This is a genomic window from Acetobacter conturbans (assembly GCF_011516755.1).
GTDB classification, from domain to species: Bacteria; Pseudomonadota; Alphaproteobacteria; order Acetobacterales; family Acetobacteraceae; genus Acetobacter; species Acetobacter conturbans.
In genome coordinates, this window is record NZ_WOSY01000010.1 from 74,139 (window position 1) to 99,288 (window position 25,150).

The window sequence follows — 25,150 nt, forward strand, 5'->3', positions numbered from 1 at the left end:
TCAATGACCACCCCATCACCCGCCGATGCACGCGATACGGAACTCGCCGCGCAATATGAGGCGTATCCTTATCCCGAACGTGATCCACGCGACGAGAGCAAACGTCTGCTGATCGGTAGCCCCAGCCATTTGCGGGAAATAGATTACTGGGTGTTCGGCGCGCGCCGTCCGCGTAACCAGCCCTTACGGGCTCTGGTCGCGGGCTGCGGCACTGGGGACGGCGCCATCATGCTGGCCACACAGATGGCGCGGGTAAACCGTCCGGGGGAAGTTGTCTGCCTCGACCGCTCGTCGCAGGCTCTCTCGATTGCGAAAGCGCGCGCCGAAGCAAGAGACCTGCCCAATATACGTTTCGTTCAGGGCTCCTTGATCGACCTTGAAACCCTGAATCTGGAGTTATTCGATTACATCGACTGTTGTGGCGTTCTTCATCACCTTCCAGATCCCGCCGCCACCCTGAAAGGGCTCGAACAGCTTCTCACACCGGGCGGGGGCATGGGGCTGATGGTCTATGCACCCTATGGGCGGACAGGCGTCTACATGATGCAGGAAGCTCTTGAACATCTGACGCCTTTTTCCGAACCACCGACCTCTCGTCTGGATATCGCCAAACGTGTGATGCGGCATCTCCCTGCAACAGCATGGCTTCATCAGAACGGAAATTTCGGGGATCATCTGAACGGCGGGAACGCCGGTCTCTATGACCTCATCCTGAATCCACGGGACCGCGCCTATACCATCGCGGATTTTCTCGATCTTCTGGAAAGCACGGGTCTGGAATCATCTTGCCTGATGGAACCGGCCCGTTACGATCCGGCACTGTTCCTCCCGGACCCAAAACTGCGCCAGCGTGTCGAACACATGAACTGGCGCGACAAAGCCATTGTCGCCGAAGCTCTCACGGGCAACATGGCGACGCATGTGGCCTATGTGGTCCGCAAAGACGAGCGCATTGTGCCACCGAACGCCGACGATACCGCCGCCATTCCCATCATGAGGGAAATTCCGGGGATTGAACTCGCGAAACAGATTCTGCCTAACTGTACACTGCCTTTTTCATTCGGCACTCTTGTCGTGCCGGTTCCGCTCCCCACTGCCGCACGCAGCATTCTGCCTCTGATCGACGGCGAACGCACTGTGGGAGATCTTGCCGCCTCCATGGCTGAACGTGGCATGTCGGAAAACAAATTCTTCACGGTATGGAAAGAGCTTTTCTCGACGCTGGAAAGCCTGAACCGTGTCCTGCTACGGTCCGCGATATAAACGGGTTATAGGAACGATCCTGCCCGGATGAGGAACATTTCCTTCCAGCGCATGAAACCAGCTTCAGTTTTCCTGATCCATCCGTAGCAGTTCAAGCGCTTTCGCAATGATTTCCGCTGGCGATTCAGATGCTTCCAGCAGCAACACATGCTCTGCGGACTGCGGCTCTTCCAGCGTATCAAGCTGGCTGTCCAGCAGGGAAGGCGGCATGAAATGCTGCCTCCGCCCTTGCAGCCGACGCGCCAGTTCCTCGCGAGGAACCTTGAGGAACAGGAACGTCACAGCCAGACCATCCTGCCTCAGAATGTCGCGATAACGCGCCTTGAGTGCCGAGCAGGCGAGAATACCGCCACTCCCTTCGCGCGCGCGGTCGGCCATCCAGTGGCGGCACTTTTCAAGCCATGGAAAACGATCTTTATCCGTGAGCGGCGTGCCGCCAGCCATCTTCTCGATATTCTCAGGAGGATGAAGCGCGTCACCTTCCTGAAACGGCCAGCCGAGCTGGTGGTGCAGCCCTTCGGCAACCAGCGACTTGCCGCTGGCCGACACCCCCATCACCACGAGGAGACGTGGCCTGATATCTGCCGCACTGGAGTGCTCCATGATCCGGCTTCTCCCGTGTCGCCTGCGCAGAAAGGGATGGGTAATCCTCCTCCGCACTGGTGATAAGATCTTTTCAGCCCACGCCCCTACCCTACGGCCAGACGGGAAAGACCTTCACTGCCCGCAACGACGGCTTCGGTCGCCATCCCGACGAACAGACCGCTTTCCACCACACCGACCACGGAACGAATGTCCTGCTCAAGCTGTGCTGCATCGACAATCTCATGGAATTTACAGTCGAGAATCAGATTGCCACCATCGCTGACAAAGAATGCACCGTCACGATTACGACGCGGTGACGCCTGCGCTCCGAATTTTTCGAGATGACGCACCGTCGCTTCCCACCCGAAAGGCGTGACCTCGACCGGAAGCAACGTCTTCATGCCAAGATGATCGACAAGTTTGCTGTCATCCGCGATGATGACCAGCCGCGAGGATGCCGCGGCCACGATCTTCTCCCGCAGAAGCGCGCCGCCAAGTCCCTTGATCAGATTGAGCGTGCCCCGCTGGATTTCGTCGGCACCGTCAATGGTCAGATCGACCGTTGCATGATCGGCGAACGTCGTCAGAGGAATACCAAGCCCCTGCGCCTGCTGCTCGGTCGCCACGGATGTCGGAATCGCCACGAAGCGCAGCCCCTCATCCTTGTGACGACGCCCCAGAGCGTCCACCACGAAGGCTGCCGTGCTGCCCGTGCCAAGACCGACCACCATGCCGTCCCTGACCATCTCAGCCGCGAACTCCGCTGCCTGACGCTTATATTCGCTCGCGCTCATCTCACTATCCCTTCCCGGTGGCCTGCCCTGCGGCCTCCCTGTCAACAATCCACACGACCTCGCCTTCCGAACGGATATGGCTCGCCGGTTCCACCGGATCGCCTACCCTAACCCGTTCGAGAACCGCCGCTTTAGCTGCCCCTGTCACCAGAAACAGCACATGGCGGCTAGAGGCGATCGCCGGATACGTCAGCGTCAGTCGCGTGTGGGGCGCGTCATCCGGCACACAGGACGCGACCCAGTGCGTCTTTTCCTCCAGAACGGGCTGTCTTGGGAAGAGAGACGCCGTATGCCCGTTCTCACCCAGACCCAGCAGGACGACATCGAACAGGGGACGACCTGCTTCCAGCCTGTCAGCGCCATAGGCCCGTTTCAGTTCCACCTCATAGGTCCGGGCGGCTTCGTCCGCGTCCCCCTGATCCGGCATCGGATGAATATTGTCCCGTGGAACCGGCACATGCGCAAACAGGAGGGACTGCGCCATACCCCGGTTGCTGTCGGGAGAGTCGGCCGGAACGAAACGGTCATCGCCATAGAAAAACTGGGCGCGACCCCACGGAAAACGGTCGGCGTAATCCGGCTGCGCCATCAGCGCGTACAGTTTTCTGGGCGTCGAACCACCTGAAAGGGCAATCCGGAAAACACCCTTCGACTGGCAGGCCTTTTCGAGCAGGAAGCTGGCCACACGCCGGGCGACAGCGTCCGAACTATCGAGCACGACCACGGCGGCCGATGTCACATCATGACCGCCCTGCATGTCACCCGGCCTTCGGTGAAACGCGCGGCATGACCCATGTCTCAATGGCCTTCGCCCAGCCCTCGTTCTCGTTCGTGTCCGTCACGAAATGCGCGTGTGATGCCACTTCACCCGAGGCGTTGCCCATCGCGATGGAAAGCCCGGCGATGTCGAGCATCGGCACGTCGTTGGGCATGTCACCGAGACAGGCGATCTCATGAGGAGCGACACCCAGAAGACGCCCCAGTTCCCGAAGCGCATACCCCTTGTTCGCATCCTTTGGCGTCACATCGAGATAATACTGCGCCGAACGGGCGACACTGGCGCGCCCTTCCAGCATCTGGCTGATTTCACCTTCCATGCGCTCCAGCAGATCATAATCCGCGCTGGACCCGGTGATCTTGCCGACCTGCCCTTCCCACGGACCGAAATCCTTAGCCACGGTCGGGGCAATACCCAGCGTTTTATGCTCATAGGGAACATAGCCGGAGGTCGCGTCCTTCACGATCCAGTCCGTGCCACAGAACAGCCAGGCATCGACCTCGTGCACATCCAGCATGTCGAGCGTGGCTCTGACCGCATCAGGCGGCAGCACGAGAGAGGACAACACCTTTCCCTGCGCGTCCCGCACGAGCGCACCGTTCATGGCCGCATAGGGCGTCGTCAGATGCAGGGCCTCATGATACCGTTCGACGCCGACTACCGCGCGACTGCTGACCAGACACACGGCCACACCTGCCGCATTCAACTTTTCGATGGTGTCCACGCTGCGCCGCGTGACCTGCTTCTCCGGTGTCAGCAGCGTCCCGTCCATGTCGGTGACGACAAGACGCACACTCTCCGTCGGAGCCAGCTTTGCGTCATGCCTTGCAATGTCATCAACTTTCACAGCAACACTCCCGGAAGAACGGATGGTTCTTGTTATTTCTGTTCAACGTGGCCGCCAAAGCCGAACCGCATGGCCGACAGCACTTTCTCGCCATAGGTATTGCCGCTACGGGACCGGAACCGGGTGAACAGTGCCGCCGTCATCACAGGCACCGGAACTGCTTCCTCCATCGCCGCCTCGATGGTCCAGCGTCCTTCACCGGAATCCTGAACCTCGCCGCTGAATTCGGACAATTCACCGTTTTTCGCCATGGCTTCGGCGGTCAGGTCCAGCAGCCATGACGACACCACGCTGCCGCGACGCCAGACTTCAGCAATGTCCGCCATGTTCAGCGTGAAGCGCTCATCTTCTGGCAGAAGCGGCGAATCCTTGCTCTTCATGACGTCAAATCCTTCCGCGAAGGCCTGCATCATGCCGTATTCGATGCCGTTATGGACCATCTTCACGAAATGGCCCGAACCCGCCGGACCACAATGGAGATAACCCTGCTCGGCGCGGGCATCGAGCCCTTCCCGGTCGCGATCCGGGGTTGGCGGAATGTCGCCGTTGCCCGGCGCCAGCGCGCTGAGGATGGGATCGAGATGCCCCGCTGCCTCTTTCGAGCCACCAAACATCATGCAGTAGCCACGTTCCAGCCCCCACACGCCGCCGGACGTGCCGACATCGACGTAATCGACGCCCCGATCCTTCAACTGAGCCGCACGCCGCAGATCGTCCTTATAATAGGTGTTGCCCCCGTCAATGAGGATATCGCCCTTACCGAGCATTCCTCCTACCGACTGGACGGCAGCCTCGGTGATCTCTCCTGCCGGCAGCATCAGCCACACGACTTTGATCTCACCAGACAGTTTCGACACCAGATCGGCTTCGGACTCAGCCCCGTTGGCACGACCACCCTCGGCACGCTCCACGGTTTTCTTAACAGCTGCCGGGTCACGGTCATAAACCACGACCTCATGCCCGTGACGTGTGAGGCGAACGGCAATGTTGCCGCCCATACGGCCAAGACCAACGAGTCCGATCTGCATGTCTTTTCTTCTTCCCTGTCCGCTCAGATCGCGGCCCTGATGGCCGAAGCCAGTGTCGTCAGACCCTTTTTCAGGTCGCCTTTAATGTGCACACGCAACGCACGCCGACCACGCTCGGCCAGCACATCGAAATCACCCCGCGCCTGAGCTGCCTTCACGACACCAAAGCTGTAACGCGCCCCCGGCACGGGAAGATCATGCGCGTCATCCGCCGTGATCTGAAGGAAGACACCCGTATCCGGGCCTCCTTTGTAAGCCTGCCCCGTGGAGTGCAGGAAGCGCGGACCGAACTCGGCAGCCGTTGCAATCGTCTTGGCGTCACGGATGGCAAGACGTGTGTGCTGAATCCACTCGATGCTGCTCCGGTCACGCTCGATATAAGCCAGCAGACCGACATAATCGCCTGCCTTCACCCTGTCGAAATGCGCCTTCAGGATCGCCTGCGTGGTGTCGCCCTTCAGAAGCTCGGCATTCTTCCTGTCCGCGAAGAACTCCAGATCGCCATCCGTCGCAAACGGTGATTCCGGCGGCAACGAGCCGGTTTCATTGTAAGCGGCTGTCAGCTTCTTCGTTTCGATCTTGCTGGCTTCGACATCCGGCTGATCGAACGGATTGATCCCAAGGAACACCCCGGAAACTGCCGTGGCGATCTCCCAGCGGAAGAACTCCTGCGCGATCTGGCGACGGTCATGCAGGTTGATCGTCACGACGGGTTCACCGGCGTCGATCAGCGTGCGAACTGCCTCGTCCTGCTCATGCGAATGCTCGCTGGCCAGACGGAAATAGACGAAGAGCCGGTCCTTGCCGTAATGCGTCGGCCCCGCCAGCGTCTCATCGTCGATGGGGATCAGCCCTTTGCCGCGCTTGCCGGTCGATTCCGCGATGAGCTGCTCAGCCCATGCGCCGAAATCCATCACCTGCTTCGTGGCAATGATGGTGATCTTGTCGCGCCCAAATTTCTCCGCACCGACACCGAACACGGTGCCGAGCAGCACACCGGGATTGGCCGATGGCGGCACGCTGCCATCGCACGCTTTCACGCCATGCAGCGCGTCTTCCAGAAACAGCTTCAACGGAACACCGGATGCCGCCGCAGGAACCATGCCGAAGTTCGACATGACGGAATAACGACCACCGATCTGCTTCTCGCCGTGAAAGACCTTCCAGAAACCGTCCGCTGCGGCCTTCTTTTCCAGTGCCGAACCGGGGTCCGTCACCGCGACAAAATGCTCGCCAGCCTTCGCACCGATTGCCTTCTGCGCGACATCGAAGAAGTAAGACAGCATAATGTTTGGCTCCAGCGTGGAGCCTGATTTGGACGAGACGATGAACAGTGTCTCTTTCGGGTCGATCTTACCCTCAAACGTACGGACCTGCTGCGGATCGGTGCTGTCCAGCACATAAAGATGACCGTAGCCCTCATGCTTGCCGAACGTCATGGCCAGCACTTCCGGACCAAGGCTGGAACCGCCCATACCCAGCAGCAGAATCTGCTTGAACCCGCGCGCCTTCACTTCTTGCTGGAAGGCTTCCAGTTCGGTGAGGTGCTCCAGACGATCACTGACGATATCAAGCCATTTGAGCCACTTCGCCTCGGTGCCGTTCGTCCACACTGAAGCGTCTTTCGCCCACAGGCGACGGATCGTGCCTCCCTTGCGCCATTCTTCAAGACCGGCCTTCACGGCATCGTCGAACTCTTTCGGCAGGGAAAGTTTCGTTTCCGTCAGCTTCTTGCCAAGAAGCTCGTTCTGCTTCTTCGCCACGGAGCCCAGGAGACCGTCGAAGGCATCCTCGAACGAGACGACGCCTTCATCGACCAGCTTCGTCGTCATGGCGTCAAGATCGAGACCAAGGCGCTTCACCTCCGCCATGACCTGCTTCGCGGCATCGACATTCTCTCCGAGAGAGGCATGAGCCGTCCCGTGATCGCGAAAGGCATCCAGCGTCGCGGGCGGCAGCGTGTTGACTGTCTCCGGTCCGATCAGCCCATCGACATACAGGACATCGCTGTAGGCTTTGTCCTTGGTGCCGGTCGATGCCCACAACAGCCGCTGCGGCTGCGCACCGGCGGTCTTCAGCTTTGCCCAGCGCTCGCTTTTCATGATCTCCTGCCAGTGCAGGTAGGCCATCTTGGCGTTGGCAATGGCCACCTTGCCACGGATGGCTTTCAGGGCCTCGGCATCCTTGTCACCGGCCTTTACGCGACGGTCGATCTCGCCATCCACCTTGCCGTCCACGCGGCTGACGAAGAACGAAGCCACGGACGCGATGCCGGACACGCTCAGGCCGTCCTTGTGGCGCGCTTCAAGGCCGGAAATCCATGCCTCGACCACCGCCTTGTACATGTCGAGCGAGAACAGCAGCGTGACGTTGATGTTCACCCCATCCGCGATCTTCCGATGGATGGCAGGCAGGCCTTCCTTCGTGGCCGGGATCTTGATCATCAGGTTCGGCTCGGAAACCGTGTGCCAGAGCCGCCCGGCCTCCTCGATGGTGGCCTCGGTGTCCCGCGCCAGATAAGGCGAGACTTCGAAGCTCACATAGCCATCCTCGCCTTTCGTGCGGTCGAAAACAGGCTTCAGGACGTGGGCTACCTCACGGATATCCTCGACGGCCAGCCGCTCGTACAGTTCACCGGCCGAGACGATTTCCTTACCGAGAATATCCCTGATCTGGGCGTCGTAATCAGTGCCCTCGCCCATCGCCTTCTGGAAGATGGCAGGGTTGGAGGTCACCCCCCTGATGCCGTCCTTCTCGACGAGAGCGGCCATTGAGCCATCCCGCGTGTAGCCTCGACGCACAAAGTCCAGCCAGGGCGACTGCCCGAACTGCTCCAGCGCGCACAGGGGACTTTTGCCGCTCGCGGATGAAGCGTTCATGGACCAATTCTCCTCAACGTCGGCAACCGAGCCTGCCGATCTGTTCAATCAAACAAAAACCCCGCGTCCGGAACCGGACGCGGGGGCGGGAAATCAGAGGCTGGCCTGGCGCTTTGCAGCAGCAAGGACCGCCTCAACCGTAAATCCGAACTTCTTCAGCAGGGCCGAAGCAGGAGCCGATGCACCGAAGCCGTGCATGCACACAACCTCGCCCGTCAGGCCGACATACCGATGCCAGCCGATGGGAGAAGCCGCCTCCACTGCCACGCGGGCCGTGACGGAGGGCGGAAGCACCTCATCGCGATAGGACTGAGGCTGCTCTTCGAACAGTTCCCACGACGGCATGGACACGACGCGCGACGCCACGCCTTCCGCTTCCAGCTTCTCATGTGCTTCGATGGCCAGAGAGACTTCGCTGCCTGTCGCGATGATGATGACAGCGGGGGTTTTGCCACTATCAGCCAGCACATACCCCCCCTTCGCCAAGCCAGCGGCGGAGGCATATTTGCTGCGATCCAGCGTCGGCAGATTCTGGCGACTCAGCGCCAGCACGGCCGGACGATCGCGGAACGGGATCAGGGTGCGCCATGCCTCCACAACCTCGTTGGCGTCACCCGGACGGATCGTGACGATGCCCGGCGTCGCACGAAGCTGCGTCAGTTGTTCGATCGGCTGATGCGTGGGGCCATCCTCGCCAACGCCGATGGAATCATGCGTGAAGATGTAGATCGCCGGCAGATGCATGAGAGCCGAAAGACGGATCGGCGCTTTCATATAGTCCGAGAAAATGAGGAATCCCGCGCCATAGGGGCGCAGGCCGGACAACGCCAGACCGTTGACGATGGAGCCCATCGCGTGTTCGCGCACACCGAAATGGAAATTGCGCCCGGCATAGCTTCCGCCCCACGCTTCCGGCTGGAAAGCGCCACCATTCTTGATCAGCGTCTTGGTGGAGGGCGCGAGATCAGCGGAGCCGCCGACAAGCCAAGGGAGATTCTTCGCAATCGCATTCTGCACTTCGCCGGAGCTGGCGCGGGTCGCAATGCCCTTCGGGTCCGCCGGATAGGACGGAATGTCCGCATCCCAGCCCTTCGGCAGGTCGCCGCTCAGGATCAGGTCAAGTTCCGCGGCTTCAGCGGGAAATTCCTTGCGATAGGCCGCGAACAGATCCGTCCACGCCTTGCTGGCCGTAGCACCGCGCGCACCGAGACGCTGCTGGAAACGCTCCGTGACGCCCTCCGGCACATAGAAGCTCTTGTCCTCCGGCCAGCCATAGGCGCGCTTGGTCGCCGTGATCTCGTCAACACCGAGAGGCTCCCCGTGCGCTGCCGCCGTTCCGGCTTTTTTAGGCGAACCCCACGCAATGACCGAATGAAGCACGATCATCGTCGGACGATCGGTCTCTGCTTTCGCCTCGGCAAGCAGCTTGCTGAATGCTTCCGTGTCGTTGGCGTCGGCAAGCGTCAGAACCTGCCAGCCATACGCCTCGAAACGCTTGCCGACATTTTCCGTGAATGCGAGTTCGGTGGACCCCTCAATGGAGATCTGGTTGGCGTCATACATCCAGATCAGGTTGCCGAGCTTCAGATGCCCCGCCGTGGAGGCCGCCTCGCTCGACACGCCTTCCATCATGTCACCATCGCCGCACAGCGTGTAAACATGATAGTCGAACAGCGGGAAACCCGGCTTGTTGAAGCGGGCCGCCAGCCATTTCTCGGCGATGGCCATGCCGACCGAGTTACCGCAACCCTGCCCGAGGGGACCGGTCGTCGTCTCGATGCCAGCGGTATGATGATACTCGGGGTGGCCCGGCGTCTTCGAATCAAGCTGACGGAACTGCTCGAGATCCTCGACCGTCAGGGACGGCGCATTGAGCACCGTGCCGTTCTTCACATCGCGCACGCCACTGAGGCAGATCAGCGAATAGAGCAGCATGGAAGCATGTCCGACGGACAACACGAAGCGGTCGCGGGCAGGCCATAGCGGATTGGCCGGGTCGTAGTTCAGAACATTCTGCCACAGCGTATAGGCCACGGGAGCCAGAGCCATCGGTGTGCCGGGGTGGCCGGAATTCGCCTTCTGAACGGCGTCCATCGACAGAGTACGGATCGTGTCGATGCAGATCCGGTCGATGTTGCCCGCAGATGCGCCGCCAGTCTCAGGCGCGCGGCTCGCATCGGCCATACCGTTTGCAGCGCCCCACTCAGTGGCATGGAAAGAACGCATTATGAACGATCCTCTATCAAACAGGCCCACGGCGGAGACACATCCGGCACGACGGGCCATACAATCACACGCGCCTCCGAGCCCGGCAAGGCATCAGGCGCGAACGTTTCGCAAACGGATCTGCCGACTCAAGCCCGTAGCCGCACTCCAGTTCCGGCAATCACGGTCTTGTGAGCAGACCCGACCTCAGGCTCCTGCCGCCAGCGCCCGCACACCGATATCCCGGCGCCAGACCGCGTCCTGCCAGCGGATCGCCGCCACGCCCTGATAGGCCGCCGTTACAGCCTCTTTCAGAGTCGGTGCCGTCGCGCACACCGCCAGCACACGCCCACCGGCCGCCACGAGGTTTCCATGCGGATCGCGCGCTGTGCCCGCCTGAAACACACGCACGCCCGGAATGGCCTCGGCCTGCCCGATCCCGTCGATCAGGCCGCCTTTCGCATAGCTGCCCGGATAACCCTTAGCCGCCATGATCACCACCGCCGAAGCATCGTCCGAGAAGGAGATGCGCACATCGGTCAGCGACCCCTTCGCCACGGCGGCCAGCGCGGGCAACAGATCCGACGTCAGACGCGGCAGCAGCGCCTCCGCCTCCGGATCACCGAAGCGCACATTATATTCGATCAGTTCCGGTCCGGTAGCGGTCAGCATCAGGCCAGCGAAGATCACCCCCCGAAACGGCGTGCCGCGACGCACCATCTCGGCCAGCATCGGGCGGACCAGAATGTCGAGCGCCTTTTCCTGCGCGTCGCGGTCGAACCCGGCAGGCGGCGATACCGCACCCATGCCGCCGGTGTTCGGTCCGGTATCACCATCGCCGATGCGTTTATGATCCTGCGCGGCACCGATCAGCACTGCCGTTTCGCCCGAGCAGAACGCGAAGAGCGAAACTTCCTCGCCCACCAGACATTCCTCGATCACCACCGAGTGCCCTGCATCGCCGAGCTTGTTGGAGGTCATCATGTCGGTGACGGCGTCTTCCGCCTCCGCTGCCGTCTGGGCCACGACCACGCCTTTACCGGCGGCAAGACCGTCGGCTTTCACCACGATCGGCGCGCCACGGCGACGCACAAAGGCAATCGCGTGTGCCGGATCGGTGAAACGCTCCCACTTTGCGGTCGGGATACCTGCGGCGTCGCAGATTTCCTTGGTGAAGGTTTTGCTACCCTCAAGCTGTGCCGCCGCTCTGGTCGGTCCTGCACAGGGAATTCCGGCTTCTTCGCAGGCATCAGCCAGTCCCGCGACCAGCGGCGCTTCCGGCCCGGGCACCACGAGGTCGATGCTTTCCTTTTGCGCAAAAGCGACGAGAGCGGCGACATTTCCGGCTCCGATGGCGACATTCGTGCCGCACAGCGCCGTGCCGGGATTCCCCGGCGCAATGTAGAGCTGCGTGAGGGCTGGCGATTTCGCCAGCGCCACCGCAAGCGCGTGCTCACGGCCACCCGAACCAACCAGCAGGACTCTCATCGCTTCACCTTCTTTCCGGCACGCATAGGCTGCGGCTCTTGTTGAGAACGCTGCGTCTGTAGCATAGGGTCGCGTCATGGACGATGGCTCTCCGACCCCACCCTTCGGCAATGTGCCGGAATATTCGGTCTCCGAAATTTCGGGGGCCATCAAGCGGACCCTTGAAGGCACGTTCGGACGTGTGCGGGTGCGCGGGGAAATCACGGAGTTCAAGCGCTACAGCTCCGGGCACCTCTACTTCTCGCTGAAGGATGAAGGCGGCAAGATTTCCGGCGTCGTCTGGCGCGGCTCGGTCTCGCGTCTCGGGCTGGTGCCGGAAAACGGACTGGAAATCATCGCCACCGGGCGCGTTTCTTCCTATGGCGAACGGTCCAGCTATCAGCTCATCGTTGAAAAGATGGAGTATGCGGGCGAAGGTGCGCTGCTCGCCCGGATCGAACGATTACGTAAGAAACTCGCGGATGAAGGGCTGTTCGACGCCGACCGCAAGCGGCGCATTCCCCGCCTACCCAGCGTCATCGGCGTTGTCACCTCGTTGCAGGGCGCCGTGCTGCACGACATCCGCACCACCATCGCCCGACGCTTTCCCCGTCATCTGCTCATCTGGCCCGTCGCGGTGCAAGGCGAAGGTGCTGCGGCACAGATTGCCGGAGCCATTGAGGGTTTTCGTGAACTCGGCCACCCCGGTCCGGGCAAGAGACTGCCGCGTCCTGACGTCCTGATCGTGGCGCGCGGCGGAGGATCACTGGAAGACCTGATGGCCTTCAATGACGAGGCCGTTCTCCGCGCCGTCGTCGCGTGTCCCATTCCGCTCATTTCCGCGGTTGGGCATGAGACCGACACGACACTGATCGATTTCGTCTCCGACATGCGCGCACCGACGCCGACGGCTGCCGCCGAACTGGCCGTGCCGGTGCGCGACGAACTGCTTGCCGACCTCACGCATCGCGCCGCCCGGATGGGAAGCGCGCTGAACCGCGTCGCCCAGACTGCCCGACTGCGCCTCGACCGTGCGGCTTCCGGTCTGCCGGACCTGCCTGCCCTGCTCAGCACGGCCCGGATGCGGCTCGATGACCGCTCGCACCGGCTTGATCTTGCCCTGCCCTCACTGCTGGAACGTCGCAAGGCCGCGCTTGTCGCCGCCGAACGGCGCATGCCGGTTGCGGCGACTTTGTTCAGCGACCGCCGCTCCCGCCTTGCTCTCGATAACGCCGCGCTGGGTGCAGTCATGACGGCGGCGCGGCGCGCGGCTGACGCCCATCTCGGACGCACGCGCCTGACCGTCGCCCCCCTTCAGGCTCTTTGCCGTGAACGGCAGGCACGTCTGACCGGCGTGGCGAATGTATTGGACTCTGTCTCGCCGCGTGCTGTACTGGAGCGCGGTTATGTTCTTGTTCGGGACGCAGCCGGAGAGCCCGTCACACGCGCGACGAAACTGCACAACGGCAATCATGTCACCCTTGTCTTCGCTGACGATGAACGTCACGCGCGCATCGAAGACCGCAAGGCAACAACTCAGGGAGCCCTGGACCTGTGAAAAAGTTCAAAGACAACCTCAGGAATTTCAAGGCGCCCAAAATCGATATGCTCAAGGAGCCGCCGGTCGATCACGAACTCAACGAGCACCCGGCCGACAAGCTGTTCTTCATCGTCACGATCGTCCTTGCGTCGCTGTCAATGGTGATCTTTATCGGCGGATCATTCGTGAAGGCCATCAGGATGTCGGAGCAGCCCCCAGCGGTGGAACAGACAATAGCGCCTGCTGGAGATAACCAGAAGCTCGCGCCCGAGAAGAACTGACACCGCGCGCTTATACGCTGGATCAGGATCAGGAAAACGCCGCACAGAAGTCAGACTTATTTCCTCACTTAGTGAGACGTGACAGGATTTTTCTGTCCGCCCCATCTGAAATCAGAGACCTGCGGCTGTTTCTTCCCCTTGGCGCAACATCCTGATCGGCGAACCGACAAGCGCAACCGACAGGATGCCCGCAACGACCAGCGCTCCTGAGCACATATACCACGCCATATCGAAGCGCCCTGTCCAGGACACGATATATCCTGTGACAATCGGTGCGAACAATCCGAGAGAATTGCTGCATGTCAGGGTCACGCCCGTGACCGTGCCGATCTTCTGCCCGTCTTCCAGCATATCCGTCAGCAAAGCCGTGTTCGCCCCATTGGCGGCAATCAGGCAGCCCAGAGCGCCCGACATCACCAGCAAAATCGGCGTCATCGTGTGAAAAGAAGGAAGCAGTCCGATAGTCGATGCACCAGCAAGACAGGCACCGACAATGAAACGTCGGCGCGAGGGTGAAGGATTGCTGCGAAAGACCAGGCTCTCCAGTATCTTTCCAATAATGATGGCACCAATGGCAGCCGCCAGATAACAGAGCGCCGTTCTCGTCCCCGTGCCCGTGATGTCGATATGCAGTTCATGGATGAGATAGAGCGGCATCCACGACATCATCAGGAAATTCAGGTAATTCTGCGTGCACTGCACGACAAGAATTCCAACAAACGACGAAGAACGAAACAGATTCTTCACTTCCGCAAAAGAGATACTCTTTCTGGAAGAAAGCGTCTTTCCGACAGACGGATTCCGGTAAACCAGCCACCAGACCAGCGACCAGGCGAAACCAATAATACCCAGAATGACGAATTCAATGCGCCAGTTGAAGAGTGTTATCAGCCACGCCCCTGCTATCGTGCCACCGGCCAGACCGAGCTGCATGCCGGTCAGCAGAACAGTCATGACAGAACCACGCTCTTTCGGAAGCGCCCAGTTTCTGACAACGGTTGCGCCAACGCCAAATGTGGGGGCCTCACCAACACCAAGCAGAACGCGGGTGAGAAGAAACTGGGAGATGTTCTGCACCATGCCACCGAGAAGCATGGCAAAGGACCAGAGAGATACGGCAAGACTGCCGACCAGACGCGCACCCACTCTGTCCAGCAGCATGGTCGATGGCAGGTTCAGCAGAAAGTACGACCACAGAAAGCTGGAGGATACCCAGCCCATCTGCACGGGCGTCAGGCTGAATTCCTTGCCCAGATCCGGCATGGCGATGGAAAGAGCTGCCCGGTCCCCATAGCTGATGACATACATGAGGAAGACCAGAAAGAAGAAGACATAGCGTGACGTCATCTTTCCCTGCTTCTGCATAGTGGTTTCCATATTGCCGGTCACTGGAAGTGACGTTGCCTGATCAGACTGCATGACAAGGAACCCTGACGTGGCACTGCGGGAGAGCGGAACATGAACGGCACATGCACAGGATCATGACTGCATTCCCTCATTTGTTGTTGTGAGCGCATCCGTTGTGACAACAGGTGGCTTTTTCGTCGGACGGTCATGACGAAGCATCCACAAACCGGAGCCAATGATCAGCAGTCCGCCGATCAGCATCGCCATGCCCGGGATCTCCCTGAACCCTAGCCAGCCGATGATCGCGGCCCAGAGCAGCCCGGAATAGGCAAACGGACCAATGGCGGAGACCTGAGCCGAGGCAAAGGCCTCGGTCTGCAGCACCTGCGAGATCCCGGCAAAAGCACCGACAGCAACAAGGCATATCGCATCAGCTATATGCGGCGTGGTCCAGATGAAAGGCAGCGGGGCAGCGGTCATCACCGTCATGAGAATGGCCTGCCACAGCGAAATGGTCGTGCTAGCTTCAGTCGCCGAAAGCTGCCTGATCTGCATGGTGGTCAGCGCCCCGACCGCCCCCTGTGCCAGTGCGATGAAATACGCCCATGTAGGCACTACCGCCGAGGCACTACCGTGAAGCAGTCCCTTTCCCAAAGCGACCACCACGACCCCGGAAAAACCTATGCACACTGCAATCCATCTTTGAAGCGACGGTTTTTCATGCAGGAGCGGAATGGAGAGTAACACCAGAAAGAGCGGCTGCGTGTAGGACAGCACCTGCTGCTCCGCCAAAGGCAGGCGCGTGACACTGACCACCACCATGATCATGCTGATCAGTCCTATGACTGACCGCATCAGATGCCCTCTGAAATGCTCTGTCCTGAGAACGATCTGAGTGCGGGATGCGATGAGCAGGACGAACGGCAGCGAAAACAGGTTACGGAAGAAAATGATTTCAAGAGCGGGCAGCGTCGATCCGGTCAGTTTCTGAAGGGCGTTGAGGAGGGCTATAAAGAACGTCGCCGAAATAAGAAGCAGTGCACCACGCTTCAGGTCATGCTTCATTTCAATCCCACCTCAAGGCACCTCATGGTCGTTTCGATCCAAGCATGAACGAACCGCACTCATGACACGTATTCCATTGCGATACAGCAACATTATATTTTCAGCAGAAACGCAGTCCCCTTATCGAAGCACCCACGTGTCCTCTCAGAGAGTGGCTAGTCCGCCAGCAGATGCGCCGGTGTCAGCACGGCCCCTGTCGCGTCGATTTCGGCCCTGATGGCCTTCGCAATGTCCAGCGAACCGGGTGTGTCGCTATGCACCAGGATCGACTTCGCCTTGACCGGAAAACGGACGCCATCAATCGTGGTCACAGATCCGTTTTCCAGAAACTGACGGACACGGGCGCGCACAGCATCCAGATCATGGATGACTGCTCCCGGTTGCCCGCGCGGCACCAGCGCTCCGGACACGGTATAGGCCCGGTCGGCAAGAAAGAGCGTATGGACACGCAGACCGACTTTTTCCGCTGCCCGTTCGGTCGGCTGCCCCGTCATGGCGAACACTGTCAGTTCCTTGTCCAGAGCCGCGATAACCCGAACAAGACGGAGAGCGCGGGCTTCATCCGCATTGGCCATGGTTCCGAAAGCTGCATGATAGCTCACATGGGTGACGCGATGACCATGTCGGGCGGCAACCCCCTGCAATGCGCCGATCTGACAGGCCAGCATCGCCTCCATGTCAGAATCGGAAACAGGCATCGCTCGCCTCCCGAAACCGATAAGGTCGGGCAAACCGGGATGAGCCCCGATGCCGATACCTTTTTCTTTCGCCAGCCGGACAGTGTGATCCATGATCGCATAATCACCGGCGTGAAAGCCGCAGGCGATGTTGGCGGAAGACACGATATCCATCAGGCTGTCGTCGTCGGCAACACGCCACTGCCCGAAGCCTTCACCCATATCGGAATTGAGGTCAATTTTCATTTCTTTCCTCCACCCTGCCGACGATTTATGGAATGGCTATAACGGGCAACCATCTGACGGAGGCTTTCGAGATACGCCTCGACAGGCTGCATTGCCGCAACACCCTGCTCATGACTGCATTTCTGAAAACGGATACGCGAACCGATTCTCGCCTGTGCCAACCGCCACAGATCACTCTCGATCACGGTCGCAATGCGCGGATAGCCACCTGCCGTATTGGCATCCGCCATCTGCACGATGGGCTCACCAGCAGGTGGAACCTGAATAATGCCCGGCACAATACCATATGAACGCAATTCAACTGGTTGATGAAGTTCCAGCTTCTCACCGGTCAGCCTGTAGCCGACGCGATTGCTCTGAGGCGTGATACGCCACTCGCAACTCCAGAACCGCTCCCGCGCCGTATCCGTAAAAAGCATGTAATCCGTTGCAGGTATTGCACGCAGGCTGATGACTCCTGCTTTCTCTTCCACTGCGTCGAAGCGAAGCGCAACGGACGGCGGCAGTGCTGCATACCCGGTCGTCAGCATCTCGCCGAGGCGAGCCCGCAGGATATCGCCTTCTTCCAGAAACCTGCCAGCCAGACCACCAAAGCCTCCACGCAACTGCGTGCTGCGTGACCCCAGAATGACCGGCACATCGACGCCACCAGAAAAACAGATATAACCCCGCGCGCCCTGCCGGGGCTGCCCGATACGGAGAACCTGCCCAGCCTCAGCAGTGGCAACCGACCAAGGAAGAAGCATGCGCCCATCCAGTTCAATGGCGGCATCAATTCCGGTCACAGCAAAGCTGAGCGGCTCGTCGAATTTCAGCGCGAACGGATAAGTCTGCAGTTCGATCCCGGCGGCATCAGCGTCATTATCCAGCAGGATATTGCCAACCTGAAGCGCCAGAGAATCCATGACGCCGGAAGACCCGACACCAAGATTACGATATCCCGGTCGCCCCAGATCCTGAACTGTGTTCAACGGGGAGGTTTCAAGGATCGTGATCACAGTTCGATACTTTCCGGATGGAAGCGGATGCGGTCCCCTATGGCGAAAAGAGCGGGAGGTTCGCGGGCAGGATCGAACAGCGAAATTTCCGTGAAACCAATCGAATTCCAGCCATTGGGGCCGGTCAGCGCTGAAATGCCCGCTTGCATCCCGCCGATGGTAACCGTTCCTGCGAGCATATTCAGGGAAGGAACCGATTTGCGCGGGGTTGCGATACGCGGGTCCAGACCATGCAGATAACCAAAACCCGGAGCGCTGCCGATCGCGCAGACCGTGTAATCATTTGCATGGTGGATCGCGATGACCTCATCCGGCGTCAGTCCGGCATGCTCGGCCACACGTCCGAGATCCTCTCCCAGCGCACCACCGTAACGCACGCCGATTTCAAACAGGCGTCCTTCGATATGACGTTCCGGGAGGGTTTCCCAGGCCTTAAGCAGCCAGTTGGTAATGCGCTCAGGGTTTTCCGGAGGGGCAGAAAAAACCAGCATCAGATTTGTCACGCCCGGAATAAGCTCCTGAACGTCATTACGGCTGCCAGCCTCTTCGATCAGCGCCCAGATCCTGCGCTGCTGCGCCATCGTGAACGCACCGGGCGCTTCAAAGAGCATGGCCCGCGTGCCGATCATGCTGATCGTCGGCGCATCTTCCGCAGAATGGAGAACCCGACCGCCTGCGAGACCAGTATTGCTTTCCGGATGATGTGTCACGTCGCCATTCAAAATACACAATCCAGCACTGTTCTTGCGACAGGAACACCAGGGCCGCCAGTTTGGACCGGGTTCGTAATGAGTCGCATCATTTAGCGGCTGGTCAGCAGATTAGGATTGTTTCCGAAATGATTTCCAGACCCATTCCCGATGTGAGGCCATCGGATAATCTTATGGCTCATCATATGAATGTGCACGGTATAGTATTATCTTATGACGCGAGAACGAACTGCTCTTGGCACTGAGATCGTTACGATACTAGCATCATTTCAACACTCTCCGCGGATAATCCTTATATTGCGGGCGCAGTGGTATTTTTGTTGCAGTATCGAGGTTATCAGCATGAGCAGTCAGCCGTATCGTAACGCTCTCGTTACCGGCGCATCCTCCGGAATAGGTGCGGCGATTGTCAGACGTCTCCGGGAAGCCGGACTGGACGTGCATGCCGTGGCGCGCGACGAGAAGCGTCTGGCGCAGCTGGCTGAAGAAACCGGCTGTATCCCTCACGCGGTCAGTGTCTCCGACCAGAAAGGCATCGAAGCCCTTATCAACGACATCGAGGTGGATGTTCTTGTCAATAACGCCGGTCAGTCGCGGACGGGCAACATCACCAAGACGACGCCGGACGATATCGACGCTCTGGTCGACGTCAATCTGCGTGCCGTTCTCCAGCTGACGCGCCTTGTCGTGCCGGGCATGATGCAGCGTGATCGCGGGCATATCGTGAATATCAGTTCCATCGCGGGTCACTATGCCTTTGCTGGTGGCAACACGGTCTATCACGCCACCAAGGCAGGTGTGCATTCGCTCTCGCAGCAGTTGCGCTGCGATCTGTTCGGCCACCATGTCCGCGTCACCGAGATTTCGCCCGCGCGTGTCGAGACGGAAGTCTTCGGCCGTCTGATCGGCGACATGGCGGAAGCTAAAAAGCGCTTCTTTGACGAATACGACTCCCTCCTGCCGGAAGATATCGCGAATTCCGTCGCTTTCGCCGTGCTGGCGCCCTCACGCATGAATGTCAGCTTCATGGAAGTGTTGCCGACCATGCAGGTCGTGGGCGGCCTCAACTTCGCGAAGAAAACAGCGGATCGGACCTGAAGTCAGTGGATATCACGCAGATCAGACGACTGACGGATCTGCTTTCTCGTACCCCGATCGAGGAACTGGAGATCGAGGAAGGAGGGCAGAAGATCAGGCTGACCCGCCGTGCAGGAAACAGCACGGCAGTCCCTTCGTCTCCTTCCTCCACTCCACCTATCCCTAGTGGGCCGACGGATGCTCCGCCCCCCGCAGCCTCACCAGTAGCGGAACGGATCATTTCCTCGCCTGCATACGGGGTTTTTCATCTTTCGCCGTCTCCCGGCACCCCGCCGTATGTACAGGTCGGAGACACTGTCGAGCCCGGACAACAGATAGGACTGGTTGAAGCCATGAAAGTCTTCAATGCCGTCAAGGCAACCGAGGCTGGCCGGATCGAGAATATCCTCGTGACGGATGGCGAAGAAGTTGAGGCAGGCTCGCCCCTGTTCCGCCTGTCATGAGCACCGAACGACGCTTTGGCAGGGTGCTGATCGCCAACCGTGGCGAGATTGCTTTGCGTATCCAGCGGGCCTGTCGCCAGCTTGGCCTTGAAACCGTGGCTGTTTATTCCGAGGCCGATGCGGACAGTCGCCATGTCCATGAGGCTGACATAGCGCTGTGCATCGGCGCACCGGCCGCATCACGCAGCTATCTCGACCCTGAAGGTCTGCTGCTGGCCGCCCGGATGACTGGTGCCACAGCTATTCATCCGGGCTACGGCTTTCTCTCCGAAAATGCTGATTTTGCCGATGCTGTCGAGGCTGCCGGGCTCACCTTCGTCGGCCCCACCGGCGACTCCATCCGGATGATGGGCGACAAGATCACGGCCAAACGCACTATGCAGGCAGCCGGTGTCCCTTGCGTGCCGGGTTCGGACGGATCGTTACCCGCCGCGACCGACGAGATTCTGGCGCTGGCCGAAACAGTCGGTTTCCCCGTCATCGTCAAGGCGTCTGGTGGCGGTGGTGGTCGTGGGATGCGTGTGGTGCATCATGCTACTGATCTTGCGGAAGCGGTCGCGCTGACAGCAAAGGAAGCACAGCAGGCATTCGGAAATCCCACGCTATATCTCGAACGCTTCATGCAGAAACCTCGGCATATCGAGATTCAGGTTCTGTGCGATACGCACGGCAATGCATTGTGGCTCGGTGCGCGTGATTGCTCATTGCAACGACGCCACCAGAAGATTCTGGAAGAAGCGCCTGCGCCGGGCATCGATCCGGCCACCATCGCCGAGATCGGCGAACGCTGCGCGGAAGCCTGTCGCAGGATCGGTTATCGCGGCGCCGGGACGTTCGAGTTTCTGTATGAAGACGGGGTATTCGCCTTCATTGAGATGAATACCCGTGTGCAGGTCGAACACCCCGTGACGGAACAGATCACGGATATAGATATCGTCGCTGAGCAGCTCCGCATCGCCCAGGGTGAACCCCTGAGAGTGAGGCAGGAAGATATCGCTTTCCGTGGCCATGCCATCGAATGCCGCCTGAACGCGGAAGATGCTTTCACGTTTCTTCCCTCTCCGGGAACAGTCACGCGGTGGGATCTTCCGGGTGGTCCCGGCATCCGGATCGATACGCATGTTGTCGCGGGCTATACGATTCAACCTTACTATGATTCGCTGATCGGCAAGATCATCAGCTACGGCGCAACACGCGAAGAAGCAATCGCCCGTCTGCGGGTGGCACTGGCGGAGATGAACGTCGAAGGTGTGTCCACCAATATCCGCCTGCATGAGGATCTTCTGGCAGACCCCCATATTCAGGAAGGGGGCATGGACATTCATTTCCTTGAGAGATGGCTTGAGGAAAGGACCGCATCATGACCGGCACACCATCACTGCTTCCGTCATTCGATTCAGTCTCCCATCCTGACGATATTGGCAGACTCGCCGACCTTCTCGTGGAGGCCGGTCTGGAAACCCTGGAACTGTCGAATCAGGACGGCTCCAGACTGTTTATAAGGGTTTCACAGCCGCAATCCGTACAGGATGAGCGGCCCTCTTCCAGCCTGCACACGGGGACGCCGACCCACGTTCATGACACGACCGTTTCAGTCAAAACACCATATTTCGGCCTTCTGAGCTATACGCATCCCTTGCGTGAGGAGCCTTTTGCACCTGTAGGCTCCACGGTTCAGCGGAGCGATGTCGTGGCTCTTTTGACCCTTGAGACGCTCCAGATTCCCGTTCTGGCAGGCGCTGACGGAGAAGTCATGGAGGTGACTGCTCAGGCCGGAGCACTGGTCGGTTTTGGTACCGAGATCATGAAAATCCGCCCGATTTCCATTTAAAACCCTGACCTGCTGATCAGGTTTTTTCAGATGCTGTTTTGTTTTCCGGATGTGAGGGAAACAAAACGGTCTACCCTTCCAAAACAGAAAAAGCCCCGAATGATCGGGGCTTCCTCTCTCATGCGCGGAAGCCATGACGACTTCCGCGCGCTTCGCTCATATTATTTCAGCGACAACACAAACTCTTCGATACGGCGGCATCCTTCGCGCAGCGTCTCGATACTGGTTGCATAGGAAATACGGAAGAACGGGCTCATCCCATAGGCTGCGCCCTGCACCGTCGCGACCTGCTTTTCTTCCAGAAGTGCCATGACGAAGTCCGCATCGCTCTGGATATGACGGCCTTCAGGTGTGGTTTTCCCGATGCAATCGCTGATCTCGGGATAGACATAGAATGCCCCCTGCGGCGTATGGCATTCCACCCCCGGGATGGCATTCAGCAAGCTGACCACGAGATCCCGACGTCCCTGATATTCAGTCGCGCGTTCGCGGAGAAAATCCTGCGGTCCTTCCAGCGCGGCCACGGCGGCAGCCTGCGCGATGGTGTTAATGCCGCTGGTGGACTGGCCCTGCATGTTGTTCATCACGGCAATCAGGTCACGCGGCCCACCACAGAAACCAACACGCCAACCGGTCATGGCATAAGCCTTGGACACACCGTTGACTGTCAGGACACGATCTTTGAGGCGTGGTTCCACTTCCGCCAGTGTACAGAACTGGAAATCATCATAGACCAGATGCTCGTAGATATCATCGGTCATGATCCAGACGTGCTCATGCTTGAGCAGGACTTCGGCGATTGCCTCCATATCCTTGCGTGGACAGCATGCTCCCGTCGGATTGTTCGGAAAATTCAGCACCAGCCATTTCGTCTTCGGCGTGATGGCGGCATCCAGGGCCGCTGCGGACAATCGGAAATTATTCTCTGCAGGACACGGAACCTGCACAATGTCCGCCCCCCCAAGTCGGGCGATATCGGCGTAGCTGATCCAGTAAGGCGTCGGCAGAACAACCTCGTCACCGGGATTACAGGTCGCCATCATCGCATTGTAGATGATCTGCTTGGCACCGTTGGCCACCAGAATTTCATCCAGCGCGTAATCGAGATTGTTATCCCGCAGAAACTTGGCCTGAATGGCTTTCTTCAGCGCCGGTTTTCCCGCTTGTGGGGGATATTTCGTATCGCCACTGCGGGCAGCTTCGACAGCGGCCTCCACCGCATGAGACGGCGTCGGGAAATCCGGCTCGCCCGATGACAGGCTGATGATTTTCAACCCCTCCGCCCTGAGGACAGACGCCTTGTCCGTCATGGCAGCAGAAGCAGAGATTCCAATCCCGTTCAGTCGATCTGCAAAGCCCCGCATCAGCGATCTCTCCAAATTTTTTCAAGAAATGTACGATTACACAGTTCCTACACTCTAAATCGTTACGGAAAAGAATAGATAGGAATGAAAATGATCTGACATCATAACATAATCATATGGGGTCAGGCTGGATGTTCGCGGATAGCCTGCCTCAATTACAGCAACTTGCCGCCCGAAATCAGATCACCTGCTGTATGTTGCAGAAAGCGTTTCGGCATGTCTTCCTTCCCGGCTTCCAAGATGACCACTGTAGCGCATGATGCAGAACATGCAGCCTTGCCTGCCCCCGGGAAGCTGGCCGAATATCGCACGGAACGCGACCTTCTGGGTGCAGTCGAAATTCCGGCTGACACGCTGTGGGGGGTCCATACCTTCCGGGCCCTCCAGAATTTCCCGATCAGCGGCACCCCCATCGGCTCATTCGGCGCGCTGGTAAACGCTCTGGTCACCGTAAAACGCGCTGCGGCCCGCGCCAACCACGCGCTCGGTTATCTGGATACAAAACGGGCACAGGCCATTGAAGACGCCTGTAGCGCGATTCTGTCTGACAGACGCTATCACAGCCATTTTGTCGTGGATGCGATGCAGGGCGGCGCGGGCACTTCGTCCAACATGAACACGAACGAAGTCATTGCGAATGTGGCACTGAAAATTCTGGGTGAGGCCCCGGGCACATATGCGGTGCTTCATCCCAATGATCATGTGAATATGGCCCAGTCCACCAACGACGTTTATCCGACGGCGCTGCGACTGGGTCTGATGCAGGCCGTTAAGCCTTTGCTTGAGGCCCTGAAAGCCCTTGCTGAGGCATTTGCGGAAAGGGCGGATATCTTCGGACAGATCCTGAAGGTTGGACGCACACAGCTCCGCGACGCTGTCCCCATGACTCTCGGGCAGGAATTCCGCGCTTTTCAGCATACGATAGAGAATGAAATCAGCAGCCTGGACAACAGCCTGTCGATGTTCCTGCAAGTTAACCTCGGTGGAACCGCCATCGGCACCGGCCTGAATACGGATACACGTTATCGCGACGCCGTCATTGCGGAACTGCGGGTCCTGACAGGCCAGAAGATTGAGTCGGTCCCTGACCTGATCGAAGCGACATCCGACGTTGGAGCATTCGTGTCCTTCTCGGGTCATCTCAAGAGGCTGGCGCTAAAACTATCCAAGATTTCCAGTGATCTGCGGCTGCTTTCCAGTGGTCCGCGTGCCGGTCTGGGAGAGATCACGCTGCCTGCCGTGCAGGCTGGCTCTTCCATCATGCCCGGCAAGGTCAATCCGGTCATTCCGGAAGCCGTCAATCAGGTGGCATACCTCGTCGCCGGTTACGATACGACAGTCACGCTGTGCGCGGATGGAGGGCAACTCCAGTTGAATCCGTTCGAACCGATGATTGGGTACTGCCTTTATTCATCACTGACAATTCTGCACTCAGCTGTGAATGTCCTGGCATCCCGATGTGTATCGGGCATTTCAGCAAACATCGTTCAGTGTCAGTATCTGTCTGAGCGCAGCATTGGGCTGGTTACGGCTCTCGTGCCGGTTCTCGGATACGACACGTGCTCGGCCATTGCCCGACGCGCTCTTACGGAAAACAGGACCGTAAAAGAACTCGTGCACGCAGAAGGCCTGTTACCTGACGATCAGCTCGAAGCACTCCTGCGTCCGGAAGCGCTCACGCGCCCCAACCTGTAGAAGCTGTTA

22 protein-coding genes are annotated in these 25,150 nt (G+C 59.3%); 8 read left to right on the plus strand and 14 right to left on the minus strand.

Features of this window, described 5'->3' with window-relative positions:
* The first annotated feature begins 3 nt into the window (after window positions 1-3).
* Window positions 4-1,263, plus strand: a complete 1,260-nt coding sequence (locus tag GOB81_RS11445) for a class I SAM-dependent methyltransferase (protein ID WP_173570560.1) — start codon at window positions 4-6, stop codon at window positions 1,261-1,263.
* A gap of 63 nt (window positions 1,264-1,326) precedes the next feature.
* Here the strand turns inward: GOB81_RS11445 and GOB81_RS11450 are convergent, their stop codons facing one another.
* The 8 genes from GOB81_RS11450 to purD form a co-directional block, all read right to left on the minus strand.
* On the minus strand, window positions 1,327-1,866 hold the full coding sequence (locus tag GOB81_RS11450) for a gluconokinase (protein ID WP_173570562.1): 540 nt from the start codon (window positions 1,864-1,866) through the stop codon (window positions 1,327-1,329).
* Between the two features lie 86 nt (window positions 1,867-1,952).
* The gene (rpiA, locus tag GOB81_RS11455) at window positions 1,953-2,642 is read right to left on the minus strand and encodes a ribose 5-phosphate isomerase A (RefSeq protein WP_173570564.1); all 690 of its coding nucleotides are present in this window, start codon (window positions 2,640-2,642) and stop codon (window positions 1,953-1,955) included.
* Between the two features lie 4 nt (window positions 2,643-2,646).
* Entirely contained in the window at window positions 2,647-3,399 is a 753-nt protein-coding gene (gene pgl, locus GOB81_RS11460) for a 6-phosphogluconolactonase (RefSeq protein WP_173570565.1), read from the minus strand.
* Window position 3,400: 1 nt separating this feature from the next.
* Window positions 3,401-4,267 (minus strand): HAD family hydrolase, encoded by an 867-nt coding sequence (locus tag GOB81_RS11465; protein ID WP_338421356.1) that lies wholly within the window; start codon window positions 4,265-4,267, stop codon window positions 3,401-3,403.
* A gap of 32 nt (window positions 4,268-4,299) precedes the next feature.
* On the minus strand, window positions 4,300-5,295 hold the full coding sequence (gene gnd, locus GOB81_RS11470; protein WP_173570566.1) for a phosphogluconate dehydrogenase (NAD(+)-dependent, decarboxylating): 996 nt from the start codon (window positions 5,293-5,295) through the stop codon (window positions 4,300-4,302).
* A 23-nt stretch (window positions 5,296-5,318) separates the two neighbouring features.
* Window positions 5,319-8,174, minus strand: coding sequence for a bifunctional transaldolase/phosoglucose isomerase (locus GOB81_RS11475; protein WP_173570567.1), 2,856 nt, complete (start codon window positions 8,172-8,174; stop codon window positions 5,319-5,321).
* A 93-nt stretch (window positions 8,175-8,267) separates the two neighbouring features.
* The gene (gene tkt / locus GOB81_RS11480) at window positions 8,268-10,358 is read right to left on the minus strand and encodes a transketolase (protein ID WP_173570632.1); all 2,091 of its coding nucleotides are present in this window, start codon (window positions 10,356-10,358) and stop codon (window positions 8,268-8,270) included.
* A 228-nt stretch (window positions 10,359-10,586) separates the two neighbouring features.
* Complete coding sequence (purD, locus tag GOB81_RS11485) at window positions 10,587-11,867, minus strand: phosphoribosylamine--glycine ligase (RefSeq protein WP_173570633.1); 1,281 nt, start codon at window positions 11,865-11,867, stop codon at window positions 10,587-10,589.
* A 76-nt stretch (window positions 11,868-11,943) separates the two neighbouring features.
* Here purD and xseA point away from each other — a divergent pair, with 76 nt between their 5' ends.
* Both xseA and GOB81_RS11495 read left to right on the plus strand, forming a co-directional pair.
* Window positions 11,944-13,404, plus strand: a complete 1,461-nt coding sequence (xseA, locus tag GOB81_RS11490; RefSeq protein ID WP_173570568.1) for an exodeoxyribonuclease VII large subunit — start codon at window positions 11,944-11,946, stop codon at window positions 13,402-13,404.
* Entirely contained in the window at window positions 13,401-13,667 is a 267-nt protein-coding gene (locus tag GOB81_RS11495; RefSeq protein WP_173570495.1) for a hypothetical protein, read from the plus strand. Before xseA ends, GOB81_RS11495 begins: the two co-directional genes overlap by 4 nt.
* A gap of 111 nt (window positions 13,668-13,778) precedes the next feature.
* On the opposite strand, the gene GOB81_RS11500 is transcribed toward GOB81_RS11495, so the two are convergent.
* From GOB81_RS11500 to pxpB, 5 genes are all read right to left on the minus strand, one after another.
* On the minus strand, window positions 13,779-15,032 hold the full coding sequence (locus GOB81_RS11500; protein WP_242010218.1) for an MFS transporter: 1,254 nt from the start codon (window positions 15,030-15,032) through the stop codon (window positions 13,779-13,781).
* 114 nt (window positions 15,033-15,146) lie between these two features.
* On the minus strand, window positions 15,147-16,079 hold the full coding sequence (locus tag GOB81_RS11505; RefSeq protein ID WP_173570570.1) for a DMT family transporter: 933 nt from the start codon (window positions 16,077-16,079) through the stop codon (window positions 15,147-15,149).
* 155 nt (window positions 16,080-16,234) lie between these two features.
* Complete coding sequence (locus GOB81_RS11510) at window positions 16,235-17,002, minus strand: LamB/YcsF family protein (protein ID WP_173570571.1); 768 nt, start codon at window positions 17,000-17,002, stop codon at window positions 16,235-16,237.
* A complete protein-coding gene (locus GOB81_RS11515) occupies window positions 16,999-18,000 on the minus strand; it encodes a 5-oxoprolinase/urea amidolyase family protein (protein WP_173570572.1) in 1,002 nt (333 codons plus the stop codon). Before GOB81_RS11515 ends, GOB81_RS11510 begins: the two co-directional genes overlap by 4 nt.
* The gene (pxpB, locus tag GOB81_RS11520; RefSeq protein WP_173570634.1) at window positions 17,997-18,629 is read right to left on the minus strand and encodes a 5-oxoprolinase subunit PxpB; all 633 of its coding nucleotides are present in this window, start codon (window positions 18,627-18,629) and stop codon (window positions 17,997-17,999) included. The genes GOB81_RS11515 and pxpB overlap by 4 nt, the downstream gene beginning before the upstream one ends.
* Window positions 18,630-19,052: 423 nt before the next feature.
* Here pxpB and GOB81_RS11525 point away from each other — a divergent pair, with 423 nt between their 5' ends.
* The 4 genes from GOB81_RS11525 to GOB81_RS11540 are packed head-to-tail and all read left to right on the plus strand — an operon-like array spanning window position 19,053 to window position 22,082.
* Window positions 19,053-19,808, plus strand: coding sequence for an SDR family oxidoreductase (locus GOB81_RS11525; RefSeq protein WP_173570573.1), 756 nt, complete (start codon window positions 19,053-19,055; stop codon window positions 19,806-19,808).
* Window positions 19,809-19,813: 5 nt separating this feature from the next.
* Window positions 19,814-20,251 carry a biotin/lipoyl-containing protein gene (locus tag GOB81_RS11530; RefSeq protein WP_173570574.1) on the plus strand — a complete coding sequence of 146 codons (438 nt, stop codon included), beginning with the start codon at window positions 19,814-19,816 and terminating at the stop codon, window positions 20,249-20,251.
* Entirely contained in the window at window positions 20,248-21,615 is a 1,368-nt protein-coding gene (gene accC / locus GOB81_RS11535; RefSeq protein WP_173570575.1) for an acetyl-CoA carboxylase biotin carboxylase subunit, read from the plus strand. Before GOB81_RS11530 ends, accC begins: the two co-directional genes overlap by 4 nt.
* A complete protein-coding gene (locus GOB81_RS11540; RefSeq protein ID WP_173570576.1) occupies window positions 21,612-22,082 on the plus strand; it encodes a biotin/lipoyl-containing protein in 471 nt (156 codons plus the stop codon). Before accC ends, GOB81_RS11540 begins: the two co-directional genes overlap by 4 nt.
* Window positions 22,083-22,243: 161 nt before the next feature.
* Here the strand turns inward: GOB81_RS11540 and GOB81_RS11545 are convergent, their stop codons facing one another.
* Window positions 22,244-23,446, minus strand: coding sequence for a pyridoxal phosphate-dependent aminotransferase (locus GOB81_RS11545; RefSeq protein ID WP_173570577.1), 1,203 nt, complete (start codon window positions 23,444-23,446; stop codon window positions 22,244-22,246).
* Window positions 23,447-23,686: 240 nt separating this feature from the next.
* Here GOB81_RS11545 and GOB81_RS11550 point away from each other — a divergent pair, with 240 nt between their 5' ends.
* Window positions 23,687-25,141 carry an aspartate ammonia-lyase gene (locus tag GOB81_RS11550; protein ID WP_173570578.1) on the plus strand — a complete coding sequence of 485 codons (1,455 nt, stop codon included), beginning with the start codon at window positions 23,687-23,689 and terminating at the stop codon, window positions 25,139-25,141.
* The last annotated feature ends 9 nt before the right edge of the window (window positions 25,142-25,150 follow it).

What these genes read in the sequence shown, in the direction of transcription:
- purD (WP_173570633.1), bottom strand. Translation starts at nt 11,867, where the DNA reads ATGAGAGTCCTGCTGGTTGGTTCGGGTGGCCGTGAGCACGCGCTTGCG.
- pgl (WP_173570565.1), bottom strand. Translation starts at nt 3,399, where the DNA reads ATGCAGGGCGGTCATGATGTGACATCGGCCGCCGTGGTCGTGCTCGAT.
- GOB81_RS11550 (WP_173570578.1), top strand. Translation starts at nt 23,687, where the DNA reads ATGACCACTGTAGCGCATGATGCAGAACATGCAGCCTTGCCTGCCCCC.
- GOB81_RS11540 (WP_173570576.1), top strand. Translation starts at nt 21,612, where the DNA reads ATGACCGGCACACCATCACTGCTTCCGTCATTCGATTCAGTCTCCCAT.
- rpiA (WP_173570564.1), bottom strand. Translation starts at nt 2,642, where the DNA reads ATGAGCGCGAGCGAATATAAGCGTCAGGCAGCGGAGTTCGCGGCTGAG.
- GOB81_RS11505 (WP_173570570.1), bottom strand. Translation starts at nt 16,079, where the DNA reads ATGAAGCATGACCTGAAGCGTGGTGCACTGCTTCTTATTTCGGCGACG.
- GOB81_RS11545 (WP_173570577.1), bottom strand. Translation starts at nt 23,446, where the DNA reads ATGCGGGGCTTTGCAGATCGACTGAACGGGATTGGAATCTCTGCTTCT.
- GOB81_RS11445 (WP_173570560.1), top strand. Translation starts at nt 4, where the DNA reads ATGACCACCCCATCACCCGCCGATGCACGCGATACGGAACTCGCCGCG.
- pxpB (WP_173570634.1), bottom strand. Translation starts at nt 18,629, where the DNA reads ATGATCGGCACGCGGGCCATGCTCTTTGAAGCGCCCGGTGCGTTCACG.
- GOB81_RS11500 (WP_242010218.1), bottom strand. Translation starts at nt 15,032, where the DNA reads ATGCAGAAGCAGGGAAAGATGACGTCACGCTATGTCTTCTTCTTTCTG.
- GOB81_RS11475 (WP_173570567.1), bottom strand. Translation starts at nt 8,174, where the DNA reads ATGAACGCTTCATCCGCGAGCGGCAAAAGTCCCCTGTGCGCGCTGGAG.
- GOB81_RS11510 (WP_173570571.1), bottom strand. Translation starts at nt 17,002, where the DNA reads ATGAAAATTGACCTCAATTCCGATATGGGTGAAGGCTTCGGGCAGTGG.
- accC (WP_173570575.1), top strand. Translation starts at nt 20,248, where the DNA reads ATGAGCACCGAACGACGCTTTGGCAGGGTGCTGATCGCCAACCGTGGC.
- xseA (WP_173570568.1), top strand. Translation starts at nt 11,944, where the DNA reads ATGGACGATGGCTCTCCGACCCCACCCTTCGGCAATGTGCCGGAATAT.
- tkt (WP_173570632.1), bottom strand. Translation starts at nt 10,358, where the DNA reads ATGGCCGATGCGAGCCGCGCGCCTGAGACTGGCGGCGCATCTGCGGGC.
- GOB81_RS11450 (WP_173570562.1), bottom strand. Translation starts at nt 1,866, where the DNA reads ATGGAGCACTCCAGTGCGGCAGATATCAGGCCACGTCTCCTCGTGGTG.
- GOB81_RS11525 (WP_173570573.1), top strand. Translation starts at nt 19,053, where the DNA reads ATGAGCAGTCAGCCGTATCGTAACGCTCTCGTTACCGGCGCATCCTCC.
- gnd (WP_173570566.1), bottom strand. Translation starts at nt 5,295, where the DNA reads ATGCAGATCGGACTCGTTGGTCTTGGCCGTATGGGCGGCAACATTGCC.